At 50.9% G+C, this 18,471-nt stretch carries 19 protein-coding genes; 15 read left to right on the top strand and 4 right to left on the bottom strand.

The features are described 5' to 3' along the window. Positions 1–3 precede the first annotated feature (3 nt). Positions 4–969 carry a 23S rRNA pseudouridine(955/2504/2580) synthase RluC gene (gene rluC / locus RC73_RS03365; RefSeq protein ID WP_039033292.1) on the top strand — a complete coding sequence of 322 codons (966 nt, stop codon included), beginning with the start codon at positions 4–6 and terminating at the stop codon, positions 967–969. A gap of 21 nt (positions 970–990) precedes the next feature. Continuing rightward, on the top strand, positions 991–1,635 hold the full coding sequence (locus tag RC73_RS03360) for an HAD-IA family hydrolase (RefSeq protein ID WP_039033291.1): 645 nt from the start codon (positions 991–993) through the stop codon (positions 1,633–1,635). Between the two features lie 95 nt (positions 1,636–1,730). On the opposite strand, the gene RC73_RS03355 is transcribed toward RC73_RS03360, so the two are convergent. Further along, a complete protein-coding gene (locus tag RC73_RS03355; protein WP_052247966.1) occupies positions 1,731–2,729 on the bottom strand; it encodes a PAS domain-containing protein in 999 nt (332 codons plus the stop codon). Between the two features lie 215 nt (positions 2,730–2,944). Beyond that, positions 2,945–3,592 (bottom strand): Maf family protein, encoded by a 648-nt coding sequence (locus RC73_RS03350; RefSeq protein WP_052247969.1) that lies wholly within the window; start codon positions 3,590–3,592, stop codon positions 2,945–2,947. Between the two features lie 275 nt (positions 3,593–3,867). Between RC73_RS03350 and yceD the strand changes: the two genes are divergently transcribed. The 11 genes from yceD to RC73_RS03295 all read left to right on the top strand — a co-directional run bounded on the left by yceD (position 3,868) and on the right by RC73_RS03295 (position 12,399). Continuing rightward, positions 3,868–4,392 carry a 23S rRNA accumulation protein YceD gene (gene yceD, locus RC73_RS03345; RefSeq protein WP_039033290.1) on the top strand — a complete coding sequence of 175 codons (525 nt, stop codon included), beginning with the start codon at positions 3,868–3,870 and terminating at the stop codon, positions 4,390–4,392. A 16-nt stretch (positions 4,393–4,408) separates the two neighbouring features. After that, positions 4,409–4,579, top strand: coding sequence for a 50S ribosomal protein L32 (rpmF, locus tag RC73_RS03340; RefSeq protein WP_025009546.1), 171 nt, complete (start codon positions 4,409–4,411; stop codon positions 4,577–4,579). 15 nt (positions 4,580–4,594) lie between these two features. Beyond that, positions 4,595–5,623 (top strand): phosphate acyltransferase PlsX, encoded by a 1,029-nt coding sequence (gene plsX, locus RC73_RS20445; protein ID WP_039033289.1) that lies wholly within the window; start codon positions 4,595–4,597, stop codon positions 5,621–5,623. 9 nt (positions 5,624–5,632) lie between these two features. Further along, a complete protein-coding gene (locus tag RC73_RS20440) occupies positions 5,633–6,592 on the top strand; it encodes a beta-ketoacyl-ACP synthase III (protein ID WP_039033288.1) in 960 nt (319 codons plus the stop codon). Between the two features lie 129 nt (positions 6,593–6,721). Continuing rightward, positions 6,722–7,648, top strand: coding sequence for an ACP S-malonyltransferase (gene fabD, locus RC73_RS03325; RefSeq protein ID WP_039033330.1), 927 nt, complete (start codon positions 6,722–6,724; stop codon positions 7,646–7,648). 10 nt (positions 7,649–7,658) lie between these two features. Next, positions 7,659–8,405 carry a 3-oxoacyl-ACP reductase FabG gene (gene fabG, locus RC73_RS03320; protein WP_039033287.1) on the top strand — a complete coding sequence of 249 codons (747 nt, stop codon included), beginning with the start codon at positions 7,659–7,661 and terminating at the stop codon, positions 8,403–8,405. 163 nt (positions 8,406–8,568) lie between these two features. Next, positions 8,569–8,802, top strand: a complete 234-nt coding sequence (gene acpP / locus RC73_RS03315; RefSeq protein ID WP_006081231.1) for an acyl carrier protein — start codon at positions 8,569–8,571, stop codon at positions 8,800–8,802. Positions 8,803–8,994: 192 nt separating this feature from the next. Then, positions 8,995–10,233, top strand: coding sequence for a beta-ketoacyl-ACP synthase II (fabF, locus tag RC73_RS03310; protein ID WP_039033286.1), 1,239 nt, complete (start codon positions 8,995–8,997; stop codon positions 10,231–10,233). A gap of 158 nt (positions 10,234–10,391) precedes the next feature. Further along, the gene (locus RC73_RS03305; RefSeq protein ID WP_039033285.1) at positions 10,392–10,760 is read left to right on the top strand and encodes a hypothetical protein; all 369 of its coding nucleotides are present in this window, start codon (positions 10,392–10,394) and stop codon (positions 10,758–10,760) included. 70 nt (positions 10,761–10,830) lie between these two features. Further along, entirely contained in the window at positions 10,831–11,310 is a 480-nt protein-coding gene (locus RC73_RS03300) for an acyl-CoA thioesterase (RefSeq protein WP_039033284.1), read from the top strand. Between the two features lie 210 nt (positions 11,311–11,520). Next, positions 11,521–12,399, top strand: a complete 879-nt coding sequence (locus RC73_RS03295; RefSeq protein ID WP_039033329.1) for an NAD(P)-dependent oxidoreductase — start codon at positions 11,521–11,523, stop codon at positions 12,397–12,399. 80 nt (positions 12,400–12,479) lie between these two features. On the opposite strand, the gene RC73_RS03290 is transcribed toward RC73_RS03295, so the two are convergent. Both RC73_RS03290 and RC73_RS03285 read right to left on the bottom strand, forming a co-directional pair. Then, the gene (locus RC73_RS03290) at positions 12,480–15,752 is read right to left on the bottom strand and encodes a DUF748 domain-containing protein (protein WP_052247965.1); all 3,273 of its coding nucleotides are present in this window, start codon (positions 15,750–15,752) and stop codon (positions 12,480–12,482) included. Between the two features lie 293 nt (positions 15,753–16,045). Continuing rightward, positions 16,046–16,432: a VOC family protein gene (locus RC73_RS03285; protein ID WP_039033283.1), complete on the bottom strand. Its 387-nt coding sequence runs from the start codon at positions 16,430–16,432 to the stop codon at positions 16,046–16,048. Between the two features lie 558 nt (positions 16,433–16,990). On the opposite strand from RC73_RS03285, the gene abiEi reads away from it, so the two are divergent. After that, positions 16,991–17,515, top strand: a complete 525-nt coding sequence (gene abiEi / locus RC73_RS03280; protein ID WP_039033282.1) for a type IV toxin-antitoxin system AbiEi family antitoxin — start codon at positions 16,991–16,993, stop codon at positions 17,513–17,515. A gap of 253 nt (positions 17,516–17,768) precedes the next feature. Beyond that, positions 17,769–18,413, top strand: a complete 645-nt coding sequence (gene uvrY / locus RC73_RS03275; RefSeq protein WP_025009635.1) for a UvrY/SirA/GacA family response regulator transcription factor — start codon at positions 17,769–17,771, stop codon at positions 18,411–18,413. Positions 18,414–18,471: the final 58 nt, after the last annotated feature.

Raw genomic sequence — 18,471 nt, 5'->3', positions numbered from 1 at the left:
GTTATGAATACCGAGACGCCATCACCCAATCAGCAAGTTCGCCTGGTGACCATTGATGAAGACAATGTTGGCCAGCGCATTGACAATTTTTTGCTCAGCAAACTCAAGGGCGTGCCCAAGAGCATGATCTATCGCATAGTGCGCAAGGGCGAAGTCAGGGTCAACAAGAAGCGGATAAAGCCCGAATATAAGTTGGCCGAAGGGGACCAGGTACGCATTCCACCGGTTCGGGTCAGTGAAGATAACTATCGCACTGCGCCTTCTGCCAATCTGGAGCGGGTATCGCGCCTAGAAGACAGAATTCTGTTTGAAGACAAGCATATTCTGGTACTGAACAAACCTGCCGGCATCGCCGTACACGGTGGCAGTGGTGTCGATTACGGCGTGATTGAAGCGCTGAGATCGCTGCGACCGCAGCAAAAGTTTCTTGAGTTGGTGCACCGTTTGGATAAAGACACCTCAGGAGTGCTTTTGGTTGCCAAGAAGCGCAGCGCGCTAAAGCACCTGCATGACCAACTCAGACATAAGCAGATGCAAAAAGACTATCAGGCGCTGGTTCGCGGTGAGTGGCAAAAGCACGACAAGGTGGTTAAGGCGCCATTGCTGAAGTTGACACTTAAGTCGGGTGAACGCATTGTACGGGTGAATACCGAAGGCAAGGCCTCGGAAACCCGTTTCAAAATTTTGCAGCGTTATGATGGTGCGACACTGGTGCAGGCGAGTCCGGTAACCGGCCGTACTCATCAGATCCGGGTGCACTGCCAGTATGCCGGTCATCCTATTGCCTGTGACGAAAAGTACAGTGAGCAAAAGTTTGATGACAGTATGCGGGCACTTGGGTTGAACCGCCTGTTTCTGCATGCGGCGCAACTTAAGTTCACTCATCCTGACACAGAGACTGAAATGACAGTGCAGGCCCCCCTGGATCCTGTACTGCTTGAGTTGTTGGACAAACTCACTCGGGTATAGAAAGAAATAAGGAAACCGCCCATGAAGGCATATGAGCTACTGATATTCGATTGGGACGGTACCCTGATGGACTCGATAGGCAAGATTGTCCGCTGCATGGAAAATACGGCAAGGGCTATGGCATTGCCTATCCCCTCGGAGCAGGCAGTACGTGACATTATTGGTCTGTCGATGACAGAGGCTCTGCAATGCCTCTATCCAGCAGGAAGTGTTGACGAATATCAGGCGATCAGAGAGGAATATAAGCAGCAGTTCCTGATGCTTGATACCACGCCTAGCCCACTTTTCAGTGAAACTCCGGCACTGCTGTCACAGCTTCGCAGTGAGAAGTATCTGCTGGCGGTGGCGACAGGTAAGGCAAGGGCAGGTCTTGAACGTGTACTGCGGGAAACTGGGCTTGGAGATTTTTTTCATGCCAGTCGTAGCGCCGATGAGGCGAGAAGTAAACCCCACCCGGACATGCTGCAACAGCTATTGGCTGAATTAAAGATAGCGCCTGAGAGAGCCTTGATGGTGGGTGATTCGGTACACGATCTCAATATGGCTACCGGTGCCGGTATGGATGCCATTGGGGTCAGTTATGGCGCCCATAGCCGCGAACGCTTACATGAAGCGGCGCCAAAGGCCATTATCGATAGTCCATTGGGGCTGTTGCACCATCTGTGATTTTCATTGGAACCTTTCCCTAAACACATCCTTGAAAGGCCTGCAGATGCAGGCCTTTTGCTTGCTGTATTCTGTTAAAAACGTGGCGTGCAATTTCAGGAATTGGCGGTTTTTAACTCCGGGCATAATTTTGGGCTCAGGCTCTCTGCGTTTAGGTTCTCTGCGTTTAGGTTCTCTGGGCTTAGGTTCTTTGTATTAAGGCTCCCGGTATTAAGGTTCAATGCTTCAGTGCCCAGACTGGACAATGCCAGCGCCGACAGGCGGGTGATGTCGTGGGACGAGACTATGACGCCGCAAATTTCGCCAGCATCATTGATGCAGGGTGAGTGTCGTACACTCATCAGCAGCGGCGCTGTTAGATGCGGTGGATGCAACCAATGATTGGCTTCCGGTGTTTCGCCGTTAAAGGCCCGTTCAAGTAGTGGTCGGATCTTCTTCTCAAATGTCTTTACACCGTGCAGCTCAGCTATCTGCTTACCTATTATCTCCTCTTGGGTGCGGTTGAAAAGCTGCTCATACCCTTTGGAGACCATATGGTAGCAGTAGTCTGTACCGATAAATGCCAGCAGATGATCTGTGGTGGCTATCATCTGCTTGTGCATGGTGAGCTCGCGACTGACCAACATCCTGTGATATTCGAGACCGATACGTTGGGCCAAGATCCGGAAAAACTCTTTTGACTTTGCACTTTCGGCCTGGGGCAGGGTATCTAGCACAAAAATATGGCCGACCGGTTTGCCATCGCTGCCGAGGATCAGCTCGGCCTGATAACTCTGGGCGCCTATCTCGCGGAACAGGCTAAAGTGGGGAAAACGTTTTTGCAGATCACGGGCGTGGAGTAGATGAGTGCAGATTTCCTGTTGTTGATAGAGAGACTCACAGGGAGAACCCGCCAGTTCAAAATCAAACCCAGGGAGGGACTGTTTGTTGTCACAAAAGGCAATGACCTCGCCTTGTGAGGCATTTTTAAGTCGGCCAAAACCTGCCCAGCGACATTGGGTCACCAAGGCGAGTGCGCGCAGTGCCCGTTGAAAAAAACGCTTATCTGTACAGGGCGCAGCTAGTAGAGCCAAGGCTTCTTCGGTATCTGTCATCTTTTCACTCTACAGGGGATCATCAAAAGAAATATGTTGATTAATTGTTATTATAGTAGAGTGAAAGCCCCGTGGTCGCACGTAAATTTACCTTGTTGAGATAAGATTCAGACGCATCCGACATCTATATCATATTGTTTCAATATGGCGCATGTATCTTGGCGAGCGAGCTACAAGCAAAGAGAAGCAAGAGTGCAATTCAGTGTTTGAATGCTTTAGCTTCCGGACGATGCAGTATCTCCCAATACTTTAATCCCCTGACGGGAGAGCATTTCGATAAGCAGGATTAAGGGTAAACCTATTAGTGTGTTGGGATCCCGTCCTTCGAGGGCTCGGAACAGGGCGATGCCCAAGCCTTCACACTTAAAGCTGCCGGCACACCAGAGTGGTTGCTCGCGGCGAACATAATCGACGATTTCATCTTGGCTCAGGTTTCTGAAATGCACAATGAAAGGTTCGACTTCCACTTGAGTTCGGTCGCTGCGGCTGTCATAGAGTGCCAGCCCGGTATAAAAGGTAATACTTTTCCCCGAGGCGGCCTGCAATTGCTGGCAGGCTTTCTCTTCAGTCAGTGGCTTGCCGACGATTTGACCATCAATCACGGCAACCTGATCTGAACCTATCACCAGTGCGTTGCTTAGTTGCTTTGCCCCGGCCTGTGCTTTGACTGCTGCCAGACGTCTGACCAAATCAAAGGCGGTTTCATCAGGCCGGGGCGTTTCATCTACTTCGGGAGCCACACACTCAAACGCCAAACCTAATTTTGCCAATAGTGCCTTTCGATAGCTTGAGGTTGAGGCTAAAATCAACTGAGGTTCTGTGGGGGAAACCGCAGCCTTGGTATTGTCATCTTGGTGGGTCATATCTTGGGTTCCAAAGCGTTGTGAGAGCCGGATATTGTCGCCAAATTTGCCAATGCCTGGCAAGAGTGGCTTTGAGATGAGATGACTGGCTTTATTTTGCGCGGCAACGGCTTGTGAAGAGTCCTGTGCTTGGGTAGAATTCGGCGTCCGTCAATTTCGAACCCGTTGGAACAGGCCTATGATGGCGAGGACTGCACAGGTTTTATTTCCTTTGCGAGCCACATCATCATTTTTCCTTTGACTCCGGCGGTTTCAAACTATAATATGCGCGCCTTATGCAAACAGTAAAGATACCGGTTTCAATTGATCCCATTCGTGCTGCGACCAGTCGCCTTAGCTATCAAGGTGTTGTTCCTGGTACGCAACTGAAGCGATTGAATGAATTATGTGCCGGCGACTGTTCCGATGTGACAGTGTCAATTGAGTGTGGTGTGGATTTACAGGGGATAGTCTACCTGAAAGGGAAGGCTGTGACGGAGCTCACTCTGCTATGTCAACGCTGCATGACACTATTTACCACAGAGGTTACGGTCGAGTTTAGTTTCAGTCCTTGCCGGAATGAAGCTGAAATCGATGAGCTCCCGGATGCGTATGACCCTATTGAGTACAATGAAATTGGCGAAGTTCGTCTGCATCAATTGATTGAAGATGAATTGATACTGGCTATGCCCTTGATACCGACCCATGACATAGATAAATGTTATACAGGTTCCAAGGATGTGGCCATAGGCGAGATTGAAGCCGCTCAAGAGGAGCGTCCAAATCCGTTTGCAGTGTTAGAAAAACTGAAGAGCAAGTAATCCAGGAGACAGATCAATGGCTGTACAACAGAATAAAAAATCTCGTTCAAAGCGCGGTATGCGCCGTTCACACGATGCACTGAGCACTGCTCAGCTGTCTGTAGACGCTACCAGCGGTGAACTGCATCGTCGTCACAATGTGACTGCTGACGGTTTCTACCGTGGCAAAAAGGTAATCAACAAGTAAGTTGTTGATTGTCTTATGACGAGTCTGACGCTTGCGTTAGATGCGATGGGTGGCGACCATGGCCCCCACGTGACTGTGCCTGCAGCCCTGCAGGCACTTAAATTATATCCAGATCTCAGGTTTATTCTGGTTGGTGATCAAGACCAGATACAACCATACCTGGCCCAATGCGGGCAAGACATTACCGATAGAATTGAACTTAGACATACCACTGAAGTGGTCAGTATGTCTGACAGGCCAGTGCATGCTTTGCGTTGTCGGCGTGACAGTTCCATGCGTCGGGCGCTGGATGCTGTGCATAAAGGTGAGGCTCAGGCGTGTGTCAGCGCAGGTAACACCGGCGCGCTGATGGCGATGGCCAAGGTGGTACTAAAGACGCTGCCGGGCATAGACAGACCCGCGTTGGTCAGTTGTCTTCCCACCATCAACCATAAGCCAGTCTATCTACTGGATCTCGGGGCCAATGTGTCTTGTGATTCAGATACTTTGTTCCAGTTTTCCGTCATGGGTTCAGTGCTCTGCGAAGCCGTGACCAAACAACCCAGACCCAAGGTCGCGCTGCTCAATGTCGGCAGCGAAGAGATCAAAGGCAACGACCAGGTGCAGCAGGCTGCCCAGTTGTTGCAACATACTCCTCAAATCAATTATCAAGGTTTTATCGAAGGGGATGAGATTTACCGCGGCAAAGTCGATGTGATTGTCTGCGACGGTTTTGTCGGTAATATTACCCTGAAAACTTCAGAAGGCATTGCCAGACTGTTGATCCATCAGCTTAAGGAAGGGCTGACCCGAGGCTTTTTTGTACGCATGTTGGCCAAATTATTGGCTCCCAGTATTCAAAGCGTGCTCAAACAGATGAACCCCGACCACTATAATGGAGCAAGTCTGATAGGATTGCGCGGAATAGTCGTCAAGAGCCATGGGAATGCGGATGAAACTGCCTATTTACAAGCGATTAGCTTGGCAGTCACTGAAGCAAGACGTCGACTCCCAGAGATGATCAAGCAGCGTCTCGAGTCGATACTTTTAGATATAAACAGCTGATTTCTCCTTATGCATACAAAAATTCTTGGAACTGGCAGTTATCTGCCGGCGCAGGTGCGTAGCAATCAGGATCTGGAAAAAATGGTGGAAACCAGTGACCAGTGGATTGTTGAGCGCACGGGTATTTCTGAGCGTCGGATCGCTGATGCCAGTGAAACGGTTGCCACTATGGGTTATCAGGCGGCGTTGAAGGCCATTGAAATGGCAGGCATCGAAGCCGGCGAACTCGATATGATTATCTGCGGCACCACAAGTGCGGCAAACGCTTTTCCGGCTGCTGCCTGTGAAGTGCAGGCCATGTTGGGGGTTCATACCATCCCCGCATTTGATGTCGCGGCCGCTTGTTCCGGCTTTGTCTACGCGCTGTCGGTTGCCGATCAGTTCGTGAAAACCGGTGCGGCCAAGAAAGTGCTGGTAATAGGCGCCGATGTGCTTTCCAGGCTCTGTGAGCCGGAAGACAGAACCACCATTATTCTCTTTGGTGATGGTGCCGGTGCCGCCGTGGTGGGCGCCAGTGAAGAACCGGGGATCATCTCTACCCACATCTATGCCGACGGTCGTCATGGTGAACTGCTCAAATGCGCCTTTCCGCCCAGAGCCGGAGAAACCTCCGAGGCTGTAGGCTTTATGACCATGAAGGGCAACGATGTCTTCAAGGTCGCCGTCACTCAGTTATCCCATGTGGTGACAGAAACCCTGAGATTGAATAATGTCGACAAGTCAGAAATAGATTGGTTGGTGCCACACCAGGCCAATTTCCGCATTATTAATGCCACAGCCAAGAAATTGGACATGAGTCTTGATAAAGTGGTGCTGACGCTGGCCAAACATGGCAATACTTCAGCTGCCTCAGTGCCGATTGCACTGGATGAAGCGGTGCGCGATGGCCGCATCAAGCGCGGGCAACTCCTGCTGCTTGAGGCCTTTGGTGCCGGTTTTGCCTGGGGTAGCGCTTTGGTTCGCTTCTGATACTCAGTGCCTACTTGCTTCGCACAAGTGAGTAGGACGTCTCAATGCATACTAGTTGATCTGCCGGGCAGATCAGTAGACTCGGGCAGCGGCATCAGCTTTGCTGCCTGCAATCATAGGTAAATGAATATGGAAAATTTCGCTTTCGTGTTCCCGGGACAAGGTTCTCAGGCTGTAGGCATGCTTGCTGATCTTGCCGAAGGCTATCCGGTCGTGACCGAGACTTTTCGTGAAGCCAGTGAAGTGCTGGGTTACGACTTGTGGCAGCTTGTCCAGCAAGGTCCGGCCGAAACTCTTAACGAGACTGACAAGACCCAGCCTGCCTTGCTGAGTGCCAGTGTCGCTCTGTATCGCGCCTGGCAAGCAGCCGGCAAAGCCGCGCCCAGCGTGATGGCGGGTCATAGCCTAGGTGAATACTCGGCGCTGGTATGTGCCGGGGTGCTCAAGTTTACCGATGCCGTTAAGTTGGTTGAGCTGCGTGGTCAGTTGATGCAACAAGCCGTTCCTGCCGGAACCGGCGCCATGTTTGCCATCATAGGCCTGGATAACGACGCTATTGCCAAGGCCTGTGAAGACAGTGCTGAAGGCGCTGTGGTTAGCCCGGTTAATTACAATAGCCCAGGCCAGGTGGTGATTGCCGGTGAAAAAAACGCAGTTGAGCGCGCCGCCGCAGCCTGCAAGGCTGCAGGCGCCAAAATGGCGGTTGCCTTGCCTGTGAGCGTGCCTTCCCATTGCGCTTTAATGAAGCCCGCTGGCGATAAATTGGCCACTGCTCTGGGTGATATCGAATTTAGCCAGCCGCAAATCCCCGTAATCAACAATGCGGATGTCGCCCAGCCTCAAGATGCTGCTGATATCCGTGATGCCTTGGTTCGTCAGCTATACAGCCCTGTGCGCTGGACCGAAACCGTGGAAGCCATGGCTGCCATGGGCGTCACCGAGCTCTATGAGGTGGGTCCGGGTAAAGTCTTGACCGGGCTTTGCAAACGCATTAACAAATCCCTTACTGCCAAGGCAGTCAACGATGCCGCTTCTTTAGCTGCATTGATCGAATAAGGAGCTTTTCATGAGCGTAACATTAGACTTAACCGGCAAGATTGCCCTGGTTACTGGCGCCAGCCGTGGTATTGGCAAGTCGATTGCAACGACTCTGGCCGAAGCCGGTGCTACAGTATTCGGTACTGCAACCAGTGAGCGCGGCGCCGAAGCCATCTCGGCTTATTTGGGCGATAAGGGCCAGGGTTTGGTGCTGAATGTCACAGATCCACAATCTGTTGAAAATTTATTTGCCTCGATCAAAGAAAAAGCCGGCGATGTTGATATTCTGGTGAACAACGCTGGCATCACCCGTGACAATTTATTGATGCGGATGAAAGAGGATGAGTGGCAGGATATCCTGGACACCAACCTGACATCTCTTTTCAGGTTATCCAAGCCAGTGATGCGCTCAATGATGAAGAAACGTCATGGCCGTATCATCAATATTGGTTCTGTGGTAGGTACCATGGGCAATGCAGGCCAAGTAAATTACTCTGCGGCCAAAGCGGGTTTGATCGGATTTACAAAATCTCTCGCCAGAGAGGTTGCATCTCGTCAAATTACAGTTAATGCTATTGCTCCTGGTTTTATCCAGACAGATATGACGGATGAGCTGACAGAAGATCAGCAACAGGCCATCATGTCCCAGGTTCCAATGGAGCGCTTGGGTCAGGCACAGGAAATTGCCAACGCCGTGCTCTTTTTGGCCTCTGATGCTGCTGCTTACATCACAGGGGAAACCTTGCATGTAAATGGCGGGATGTATATGGTTTAAGGGCGAATGGCAGGGATACTGTCGCAATTGGGTGGTGATCTGCAGCAATTGAGGGCTTAAAATCGTGGTTAGACCACAAATTCTAGGCTTGCAATGTTGGTCAAATCTAATAAACTACTCGCAATCTTACGCAAGTGCGTAATTTGAATAGGAAAGAAAACTAATGAGCAACATCGAAGAACGTGTAAAGAAAATCATCGTAGAGCAACTGGGCGTTAAAGAAGAAGACGTTAAGCCAGCAGCTTCTTTCGTAGACGATCTGGGTGCAGATTCTCTGGACACTGTTGAGTTGGTTATGGCTCTGGAAGAAGAGTTTGATACCGAGATCCCTGATGAGGAAGCTGAGAAAATCACTACCGTTCAGGCAGCGATCGATTACGTTTCCAAGAATCAGTAATCCAGAATTCCAGAAAACAGGCGGCATAATTGCCGCCTGTTTTTGTTTTCGCCCCGTCAGTTTCTGGTTGTACCAGTATCAGCCGATGTATTATCGTGTCTTGTGACCATTCGGCTGCTGGCCGGAGGCAATGGTAGGCTGCAACAGCCTAGCCTATCATGGTAACTCACCCGTTAATCTAAGGTGGACACAGTGACTAAACGTCGAGTTGTTATCACTGGCCTGGGTCTGGTGACCCCGGTCGGCAACACAGTGGACAGCACCTGGCAAGCCTTGCTGGCAGGTCAGAGCGGTATCGCGCCTATCACCAAGTTTGATGCCAGCGAATTCAGCACCCGTTTTTCAGGCTCAGTCAAAGATTTTGACGTAGAGCAGTATCTGTCCCGTAAAGACGCCCGCAAGATGGACCTCTTTATTCAGTATGGTATGGCTGCCGGCATTCAGGCCATGCGTGACTCCGGATTGGAGATGGATAAAGAAGATCCCAGTCGAGTCGGAACCGCTATCGGCGCCGGTATGGGGGGGATGTGGTTGATTGAACAAAACCACAGCGCCTTGATGGCCGGTGGCCCACGTAAAATTTCCCCCTTCTTTGTGCCCAGCACCATTATCAATATGATTGCCGGTCATTTGTCGATCATGTACGGCATGACTGGTCCTAACTTTGCGGTGACAACCGCCTGTACCACTGGGGTGCACAACATAGGTTTCGCAGCCCGTACCATAGCTTATGGCGATGCCGATGTGATGGTGGCCGGTGGCGCGGAAGATGTCACTTGTCCTCTGGGCGTCGGTGGCTTTGCCGCAGCCAAGGCCTTGTCTACCCGTAATGATGACCCTCAGGCGGCTAGTCGCCCATGGGATAAAGACAGAGACGGCTTTGTTATCGGTGACGGCGCCGGGGTGTTAGTCCTGGAAGAGTATGAGCGCGCCAAGGCTCGCGGTGCCAAGATTTATGCCGAGCTGGTTGGTTTTGGTATGAGCGGCGATGCTTTCCATATGACCTCGCCGCCAGCCGATGGTGCCGGCGCTGCGTCTGCCATGAAAAATGCGCTGAGAGATGCAAACCTGGCCCCCGAAAGCATAGGTTATATCAATGCTCACGGTACTTCTACGCCGGCAGGCGATAAGGCCGAAGCGGCGGCAGTGAAGTCTATCTTTGGCGATCATGCCTACAAGCTGATGGTGAGCTCCACCAAATCAATGACGGGGCATTTGCTCGGTGCTGCCGGGGCAGTGGAAACCATTTTCTCCGCGTTGGCTCTTAAAGATCAGGTGGTTCCGCCTACCATCAACTTGGACAACCCGGACCAAGGTTGCGATCTGGACTTTGTTGCCCATACCGCGCGTCAGGCCAAAGTGGAGCATGTGCTATGTAACTCTTTTGGGTTCGGTGGCACCAATGGCTCCTTGCTACTGAAGCGAGTTTAAGGTTACCACTTGTAAAAGCGCCTGATGGCGCTTTTTTTATCTTTAAAATCAGTTAGTCATATTTTAAAGCTAAATCCAGAATTAACCTTTGTTCATCTCTATTGGCATTCTTTGAATATAGCGCCAGAATCCCGCCAAATAATTCTGGAGTTTTCATTATGCTCAATCCTGCAATGTTTCCTGTTATGGCCATGCTTGGGGCGATTGCTGCCAATTTGACCGAGTTGGTACGGGGTGAAAACAGCCGGTGGCAACCAGCGATGGAGATTGGTGTTCGCACTTTTAGTTTGGCCATAGCCGCCTATACCATGCTTTGGTTTGCCTTACTGACAGCGGCGGTTTATGCCGGCGGCGATGCCGATGTGATGGCCGGGGTAGAGGTGCTGGGCACCTTCCTGGTGGGGATGGGAATTTACTCACTGTTTCATTTGTCCCGTTTTATCAGCAGCAAATTGCAGCTTTGGATCTATCGGCTGGCTTTACCTCTGGTGATTGGCGGAAGTTTCCTGGTATCTAAGTTTGGGTGATCGCGAAATTTTCGCGTACACTCTCAGCCAAGTGCGGTCAGCAGACCGCCAAGCCTGATGAGAGGATCCCATGGCAGGAACAGAGAGACAAATAACCCTGAGGTTTTTGGCCGAGCCCGCAGACGTCAACTTTGGCGGCAAGGTACATGGCGGCGCCGTAATGAAGTGGATTGACTTGGCTGCCTATGCCTGTGCGGCCGGTTGGAGTGGTAAATACTGCATCACGGTTTACGCCGGGGGGATCAGGTTTGTCAAACCCATACATGTGGGCAATATAGTGGAGGTGAGCGCCAAGGTGATCTATACCGGCAGTACCTCCATGCATATAGGTTTGGATGTCAGAGCCGGCGATCCCAAGGATTCAGAACGTCAGTTGACCACTCACTGTATTGTCATCATGGTGGCGGTAGACGATGAAGGTAAACCAACGCCTGTGCCTGAATGGCAGCCGACATCGGCAAGAGACATAGAGCTTAGGGACTCGGCAATCAAGTTGATGGAGATGCGCAAGAAAATCGGTGCGGAAATGGAAGCGCACGTTCATCCTTGAGTGATGATTTCAAGAGCCACATTCGTGGCTCTTTTCTGTATGCGGGATGCTGAGTTTGCCCGTATCAACTTCTCCTTTATGCTGCCTCATGGCAAAATGCGGCTTAAACATCGGCTTGAATTGTCACTCTTGGCTTTACGCCAAAGGCTTTGCAGCATGGTCGGCAATTGGGCCAATCTGTTCCCGCGCATAAATAATCAAGGAAATATCATGGCGAATGTCGCATTTCTCGGTCTAGGTGTTATGGGATATCCCATGGCTGGGCATCTACAAAAACAGGGGCACCAGGTCACTGTTTATAACCGTACTTTCTCCAAGGCTGAAGCCTGGGCGGCAGAGTTTGGCGGGCGCTGCTGCGCGACTCCGGCCCAAGCCGCCGAGGGACAGGATATTGTTTTTGCCTGTGTCGGCAATGATGATGACTTACGCCAGGTCGTACTGGGTGAAGAGGGCGCTGTGCATGGTATGGCTGTGGGCAGTATCTTTGTCGATCACACCACTGCCTCATGCGATGTGGCGCGGGAGTTGGCCGCTTTGCTGGCCGAGAAGGACATCGCTTTTATGGACGCGCCGGTTTCCGGCGGTCAGGCTGGTGCCGAGAATGGAGTGTTGACCATTATGGCCGGCGGCTCTGAGGCGGTATTTTCGCGGGTAAAACCTGTGATGGCTGCCTATGCCCGCTGCGCCGAACTATTGGGAGATGTTGGCGCTGGGCAGTTGACCAAGATGGTCAATCAAATCTGCATCGCCGGGGTGGTACAAGGTTTGGCTGAAGCCATGCATTTTGCCAAGAGCGCCGGGCTAGATGGCGAGAAGGTAGTTGAGGTGATCAGCAAAGGCGCGGCCCAGAGCTGGCAAATGGAAAATCGTCACAAGACCATGCTGAAGGGTGAGTATGATTTTGGATTTGCGGTGGACTGGATGCGCAAAGACTTGGGCATCGCCCTCAATGAAGCTAGACGCAATGGCTCACATCTGCCGCTGACCGCCATGGTCGATCAATTTTACGGTGAAGTACAGGCCATGGGCGGTAACCGCTGGGATACTTCCAGTCTGATGGCTCGTCAGGAAAAGTGTCGCAACAAGTAATCCCCTGATAAGAAAGTCTGAGCTCAGATCCGGGTAAAAAGGCGCGCGTGCGCGCCTGGTTCCGGGGTTATCGCTATTGGTTAATCGGCATTCAGCGACAAAATTGCCTGAGAAGCATCCTGTTTCATCTCTGTCTTGCTGTCCAGCAGGAAGACTCTTTCGGGGGCAACGGCAGCACTGTCTACCAGGAAGGCCTTGATGGCCTGGGCCCTGGCCTGAGCCAGATTGGCCAGCTCATTATTGCTTATCTCTTGGGCGCTGAGCAGTTGGTTGTAAAGGCCCATATGCCATACAGTCAGCAGAGCGTCTTCATCGACTGTTTCACTGCCGGCTTTTTCGGCAAGCTTTTGCTTCACTTTGTCTTTTTCCGCATCGGCATCCTGTTTGAGCTGCTGCTCAAAAAGCGCTACCAGGGTATCAGCAAGCTTACCTTTGGTAGGGAAGCGACTGGCGCTCAGCTCGTCCGGCAGGGCCGCAAGCTTGCTGGCCTTGAGCAGTTGCTGCTGCAGTTTTTGTTCTGCCAGCGCCTCACTGTCTTCCCGCAATGCTACGCCGCCTTCAATGCTCAATTGTAGCTTGGGTCGGTCATCCAGCGCCTTGGCCAGCTTGCTCAGCTTATCTTCGGCGTCAGCGTCCAGCGTGGCTATACCGGGTTGGAAAGCGACCAGATTCAGCTCTTCATCGCTGCCAACCAGACCGGCCAGCAAAGAGAAGGGGGCGGTGACCGCCTTGGTGATGACGTTGGTGATGGCGGTCATCACTATGCTGCCGAAGCTGAAACTTGGACTGTCGAGATCTCCTGAAACCTGTAAGCCAAGATCTATTACCCCATGTCTGTCTTGCAAAAGGGCGATAGCCAAGGTAATCGGCAAACTGGTGGCCAGATCGGAATCACTGGGTTTACCCAGCTTGAGCTGATCTATCACCAGATGATTGTCTCCCTTCAGCTGGTTGTCTTCCAATTGATAGTTGAGCGCCAAAGACAGCTGGCCCTTGTCTATGTAGTAACCGGCATAGGTGCCCGAATAGGGATTCACCGAGGTCAACTCGACACTCTTGAATACTAAATCCAGATCCAGATAGGGTTTTTCCAGCAGCGGATTCACTTCACCTCTAAGGGTGACTGGAGCATACTTGTCTATCTTGCCCTTGATATCGACACTGGCCTTGGTTCCCGGGGTGGAGGATAGGTGGCTTATCTTGCCTTCCAGCCCTTCGATACCTGAAGCAAAGTTAGGGGTGAGGGAGTTATCGGCAAAATAGGCCGAGCCGCTTTTGATGGCAATGCTGCCGATATCCAGTTTAAATGCCTTATCTGCAGCAGTCTTGGCGGTGTTTTTTTCCTTGGCGGCGGTTTGCTGCGGCGCTTCGTTTGCCTGGCTTTGTTTTGCCTGCGACTGAGCCGCTGAGTTATCACCAAGTGGTTCGGCGCGGATCAGCTCGCCGATATTAGTGCGCTGATCTTCGGTGATCATCACCTTGGCGTATGGCTGTTCCAGCAATATATTGCTGATTTTCAGGCTGTTTGCTTCGGAATCAAAGTTCATCGCATCTATCGTCATATTCTGCCATTTCAGCAGAGGCTCAAATGCCAATCCATCCTTGATAAGCAGTTTGCCAATTGCGGCTTGTCCTTGAAAATGGGCCTTACCCTCGGCGTTGGCAGTGAACTTGCCCTGAGTGCTCAACTTGCCGCTTTCAAGTTGCATATTGAGGTAGGGCGCCAGATAGGGCTGGAACTGTTGCAGCTCCAACTCGGTCAGCGTCAGCTCGGCATTGACAGTACGTGCATTGGCATCTATTGCGCCGGTGGAGCTGAACTGGCCCTGGCTGGTCTCTGGCTGTTTTTGGGCATCAGAACTCAGTGCCAGTTGCACCTGGTAGTCTATGTTTCCTTCGAGATCGGAACGCACAGGACCTGTGGTGATATCCAAAGGGTAAACACGCCAGTGGACACCATTGCTTTGCTGCTGCTCAAACAGATTGAGATCTGTATCCTTGAGACTGATTTTGCCAATACTCAGTAGCCATTGTTTGTCTTGCTCCAGAGTTTTGTTTGGCTCTTTGGCTGTATGCGCTGTGGCCTTATCTTGCACTGTGGCTTTTTCTTTCGCTGTGGCCTTATCTTGCACTGTAGCTTTATTTAGCGCCTCGGTTTCATCTGCCGCCTCTGGTTGGGCTAGTGCTGGTTCCACTTGCGCCTTGGCCGCTATGTCATTCGGCTTGGCATTTGTGGCAGGCATGGCGGGCATAAAGAGCTGTTGCAGATCCAGGCCTTGCTTATCCAGGCGGGCATAGGCCCACAGGCCTTGCAGCGCCAGTTCGTCGACATTAACACTCTGGTTGTCGCCGTCCACCCGAATGTTATCCAGTGCCAACAGTGGCAGCTTGACTCTGGCTTGCTGTTGGTCGGAGAACAGCAGGTTTTCCAGAATAAACCGGCCCTTGTGGGTACTGTAATGCAGTTGGTCTTGTTGCTGTTTCAACTGGTACTGGCTTTGGAAGCTGAGTTCACCGTCACTGAGTTTGGCGGCAATAAGCCCATCGGCAAACGGCCAGAAGGGCAGCAGGGAAATTTTGGCCAGTTGCAGCTCGCCGGTGATTTCGAGAGGCTGCAGCTGAAACTGGCCTTGAGTCTGCAATTGTCCGTTATCGCTGCCGGTCAATGACAGGGCATAGCGGTTGGCATCTTTCGCCAGTACCGGTTTGTTTTCGTCTTCCTGCAGGCTGAGGCTATAGGCCTTGGTATCCAAAGCTTGCAGGCTGAAATTAAGCTTGTCGTAACTGAGCTCTGTATTGGCGATCTTATCCATATAAGCGAACTTACCCTCTGTCACCCGGATATCCCGGGCAATGACTCTGGGCAGTTCAGAGGCGTCTTCTGTAGCCTCGGCTTGCGGTGTTTGCTTGGCTTCAAGGTGGGCGAGTATATCGCTGAAGTTGAATTGAGCTTGGCCATTCTTTGACGCAAGCCTTTGCAGCTTCACTTGTGGATAAGCGAGGTGGATGTGATCTATGGCTATGGCCCCTTGGGTCAGCGAGCGCCAAAATGCCAGCTCCAACTCAAGCTGCGTGAAAGACATAAATACTTGCTGTGGGTCGCTCTCCTGCAGGGCGAAATTATCCAGGCGGACTCTGAGAAGGAAAGGGTTGATGCTGATATCGCCCAGGCTGGCCTGACGGCCGAGCAGCTGTTGCAATTGCTTTGGGGTTTGCGACTTTATTACCCAGGGAGCAAGCCCACCAAGCAGCAGAGCGTAGAGGCTATACCCGAGGAGCAGATAGACGCTTGTCTTGATGGCGAGTGGTGCCCGGCGAAAGCGGGAAAAGAGCTGAGTCAGCACATTGGGCATAACGGTGTGAGATCCCTTGAAGCAGGTTTACAGCAAAAAGTTGGCGTTATTCTAACGCGTATTCGGCATGCTTTGTAAGTCACTTCTGAATCTATAATCTCTGTTATCCGGCCTTATACATGCATGATACAAAAAGAAAACATTGCTAATTAAAGCTGCAATAATCAAGAATTTTTCCCTGAACATTTCATTCGTAAAAGGGCGATATTCAAGTTTGGAAATATTCGGGATGTTGCGGGTCAACATCGTAAACCTCAAACCTCAAACCTCAAACCATAGCTGCTGTTCGTTACCTATCCTTTGGTGCTGTTGTAAGTGATGGCAGCGATAATGGCGCCGCAGGGATCCTTGATCCAGCAAAATCGGCCTACTTGGGGAATATCTTCCGGACCATAAAGAATATCGCCTCCTAACTCTTTGGCCTTGATGGCGACGGCGTCGACATCTTTCACGGTAATATAGCCGGTCCAGTTGCTTGGCATGGCCGGCGCCGGGCTGTCAGTGATGCCACCTATGCTGATGCCGTCATTTTCTATAATGTGGTAGGGGCCTTGTGGTAACTGCATTTTTTTGAAACTCCATCCAAAAATCTCACCGTAAAATCGCATCGCCTGTTCGGAGTCACTGGCGGTCAGCTCGTGCCAGCTTAAGGCTCCATGGGTGGTAAAAGGGGAGTTCATCGATAGGTTCTCCTGAAGCAGAGAGGCTGAAATCGCGCTTTTTTAGCGATTAAACCTAGTTTATCAAACCTGTGGTGAGTTCAGTTTTGAGTGTAGCCGAATCAACCGTATTTTGTGGTTTTCTTCGATATGACGCCGTAAATGTATTAGGCATCAATGCCTTTAAAGTGAGTAACAGTGGTTGTGATACAAGTCCTGAAAGCAGATTTGAATATGATGCTCCTCAGCCTGGGGCTATTTTGAGACTGGTTTGCACCTTTCTTAACCATTTAATAGCGGATAGCTTTCTTGCCTTTGTGAGCATCAATAGCGCCTTGCTCATCAAATAACAGGATTCTTTCTGGTGTCGGTTGGGATATCTATCGTTTTTGCTGCGCATCTACGCTGGCGGATTCCTGCGCCATTATTCAAAGGCTGATTTAGGCTGTTCCTGGCAAAGGATTGCAACGTTCAGCGCGATAAATAGGGCCGTTTAGTCAGACAAAGTCAGTTATCAATAGGTATTAAGTGGACACTTAGGTATTCTATTATTAACTTTTAAGTTGACTTGGTGGCGTTATGGATATCAGTACTGCTTTGCAACGGCTACATCGTTTTGACCTTCAAGGTATCTATGTTTACACCAAAGGGAATCTCAGGCGGGTGTTTTTCGATGATACCCAGGAAGCATTCAAACAAAGCCTGTCGAGGTTGATAAAGCAGGGGATCCTGGAAAGGCCCTGCCGCGGTGTATACCTGTTTGCGCTGAGCCGACGAGATAGTTATGCGGTGGAGCACATCGCCTGTGCACTGCGGCGTGGTGAGTATAACTATGTTTCGCTGGAATCGGCTTTGTCTGAATACGGGGTGATTTCGCAGATCCCTATCAGCTATCTTACTGTGATGACTACGGGGCGAAAGGGTATCTTCAAGACTCCTTATGGCACTATCGAATTTACCCATACCAAGCGCGATGACATGGATATTTTGTACAATACCATCAAAGTTCAGCAAAGGCCGCTGCGTATGGCTACACAAGCAACTGCCCTGAGAGATCTGAAACGAGTTGGCCGAAACTTACATATGTTGATAGATGAGGATTGAACTTCATTTGCTTAGCTGGATATGACACTGTTTTGGGTGGTGTGTCATCGCCTTTGCAAGCAAATTCTTCGGCAACAAAAAACAAGATTGTTGCACACTGATGACAATTGGTACCGATATACGAATGAGTTTCTTTTATAATCATAAAGTTAACTTGCGCTTTTCTATTGTTGGCAGATCGGCTAAATTATCCCAAAGGCTTCGAAGAAACAGAGCTACACGATAAGGCCGACAATAATAAGGTGGGTTGAAGTTGATATCCGTATATTTGGTGGATGACCATGAGTTGGTCAGAACCGGGATCCGCCGGATCCTTGAAGATGAAAAAGGCATTAAAGTTGTAGGAGAAGCCGGTGATGGTGAAGCTGCTGTGCAGTGGAGCAGGCAGAATGAAGCCGATGTGATTTTGATGGATATGAATATGCCCGGAATAGGGGGGCTTGAAGCTACCCGGAAAATTCTGCGTTATCAGCCTCATGCCAGAATCATAGTATTGACTATCCACTCAGAGGATCCTTTCCCGACCAAGGTGATGCAAGCCGGTGCTTCCGGTTATTTGACCAAGGGAGCCAAGCCGCCTGAGGTGATTCAAGCCATTCGGCAAGTTGCTCACGGTCAGCGATATTTGTCACCGGAAATTGCTCAGCAGATGGCCTTGAGCCAGTTTGATCAGACTGATGAGAACCCCTTCAAGTCGCTGTCAGAGCGGGAACTGCAGATCATGATGATGATCACCAATGGTGAGAAGGTCAATGATATCTCCGAGCAGTTGAACCTCAGTCCCAAGACGGTTAACAGCTACCGCTATCGCTTGTTCGCCAAACTGGGGATCAGCGGCGATGTGGAGCTGACCCGATTGGCGATTCGGTATAAAATGCTCGACACCGGGCAGTTCTGATTTACATAGGGAGCCACGGCTCCCTCTTTCTTTGTTGTTTTCTGTCCCTGAAATCTTT

Source organism: Shewanella sp. ECSMB14102, from assembly GCF_000813075.1.
Classification (GTDB): Bacteria; Pseudomonadota; Gammaproteobacteria; order Enterobacterales; family Shewanellaceae; genus Shewanella; species Shewanella indica.
Note: the sequence above shows the minus strand (reverse complement) of the source record. Positions and strands in the feature narration are given on the sequence as shown.

What these genes read in the sequence shown, in the direction of transcription:
- rluC (WP_039033292.1), top strand. Translation starts at nt 4, where the DNA reads ATGAATACCGAGACGCCATCACCCAATCAGCAAGTTCGCCTGGTGACC.
- RC73_RS03360 (WP_039033291.1), top strand. Translation starts at nt 991, where the DNA reads ATGAAGGCATATGAGCTACTGATATTCGATTGGGACGGTACCCTGATG.
- RC73_RS03355 (WP_052247966.1), bottom strand. Translation starts at nt 2,729, where the DNA reads ATGACAGATACCGAAGAAGCCTTGGCTCTACTAGCTGCGCCCTGTACA.
- RC73_RS03350 (WP_052247969.1), bottom strand. Translation starts at nt 3,592, where the DNA reads ATGACCCACCAAGATGACAATACCAAGGCTGCGGTTTCCCCCACAGAA.
- yceD (WP_039033290.1), top strand. Translation starts at nt 3,868, where the DNA reads ATGCAAACAGTAAAGATACCGGTTTCAATTGATCCCATTCGTGCTGCG.
- rpmF (WP_025009546.1), top strand. Translation starts at nt 4,409, where the DNA reads ATGGCTGTACAACAGAATAAAAAATCTCGTTCAAAGCGCGGTATGCGC.
- plsX (WP_039033289.1), top strand. Translation starts at nt 4,595, where the DNA reads ATGACGAGTCTGACGCTTGCGTTAGATGCGATGGGTGGCGACCATGGC.
- RC73_RS20440 (WP_039033288.1), top strand. Translation starts at nt 5,633, where the DNA reads ATGCATACAAAAATTCTTGGAACTGGCAGTTATCTGCCGGCGCAGGTG.
- fabD (WP_039033330.1), top strand. Translation starts at nt 6,722, where the DNA reads ATGGAAAATTTCGCTTTCGTGTTCCCGGGACAAGGTTCTCAGGCTGTA.
- fabG (WP_039033287.1), top strand. Translation starts at nt 7,659, where the DNA reads ATGAGCGTAACATTAGACTTAACCGGCAAGATTGCCCTGGTTACTGGC.
- acpP (WP_006081231.1), top strand. Translation starts at nt 8,569, where the DNA reads ATGAGCAACATCGAAGAACGTGTAAAGAAAATCATCGTAGAGCAACTG.
- RC73_RS03305 (WP_039033285.1), top strand. Translation starts at nt 10,392, where the DNA reads ATGCTCAATCCTGCAATGTTTCCTGTTATGGCCATGCTTGGGGCGATT.
- RC73_RS03300 (WP_039033284.1), top strand. Translation starts at nt 10,831, where the DNA reads ATGGCAGGAACAGAGAGACAAATAACCCTGAGGTTTTTGGCCGAGCCC.
- RC73_RS03295 (WP_039033329.1), top strand. Translation starts at nt 11,521, where the DNA reads ATGGCGAATGTCGCATTTCTCGGTCTAGGTGTTATGGGATATCCCATG.
- RC73_RS03290 (WP_052247965.1), bottom strand. Translation starts at nt 15,752, where the DNA reads ATGCCCAATGTGCTGACTCAGCTCTTTTCCCGCTTTCGCCGGGCACCA.
- RC73_RS03285 (WP_039033283.1), bottom strand. Translation starts at nt 16,432, where the DNA reads ATGAACTCCCCTTTTACCACCCATGGAGCCTTAAGCTGGCACGAGCTG.
- abiEi (WP_039033282.1), top strand. Translation starts at nt 16,991, where the DNA reads ATGGATATCAGTACTGCTTTGCAACGGCTACATCGTTTTGACCTTCAA.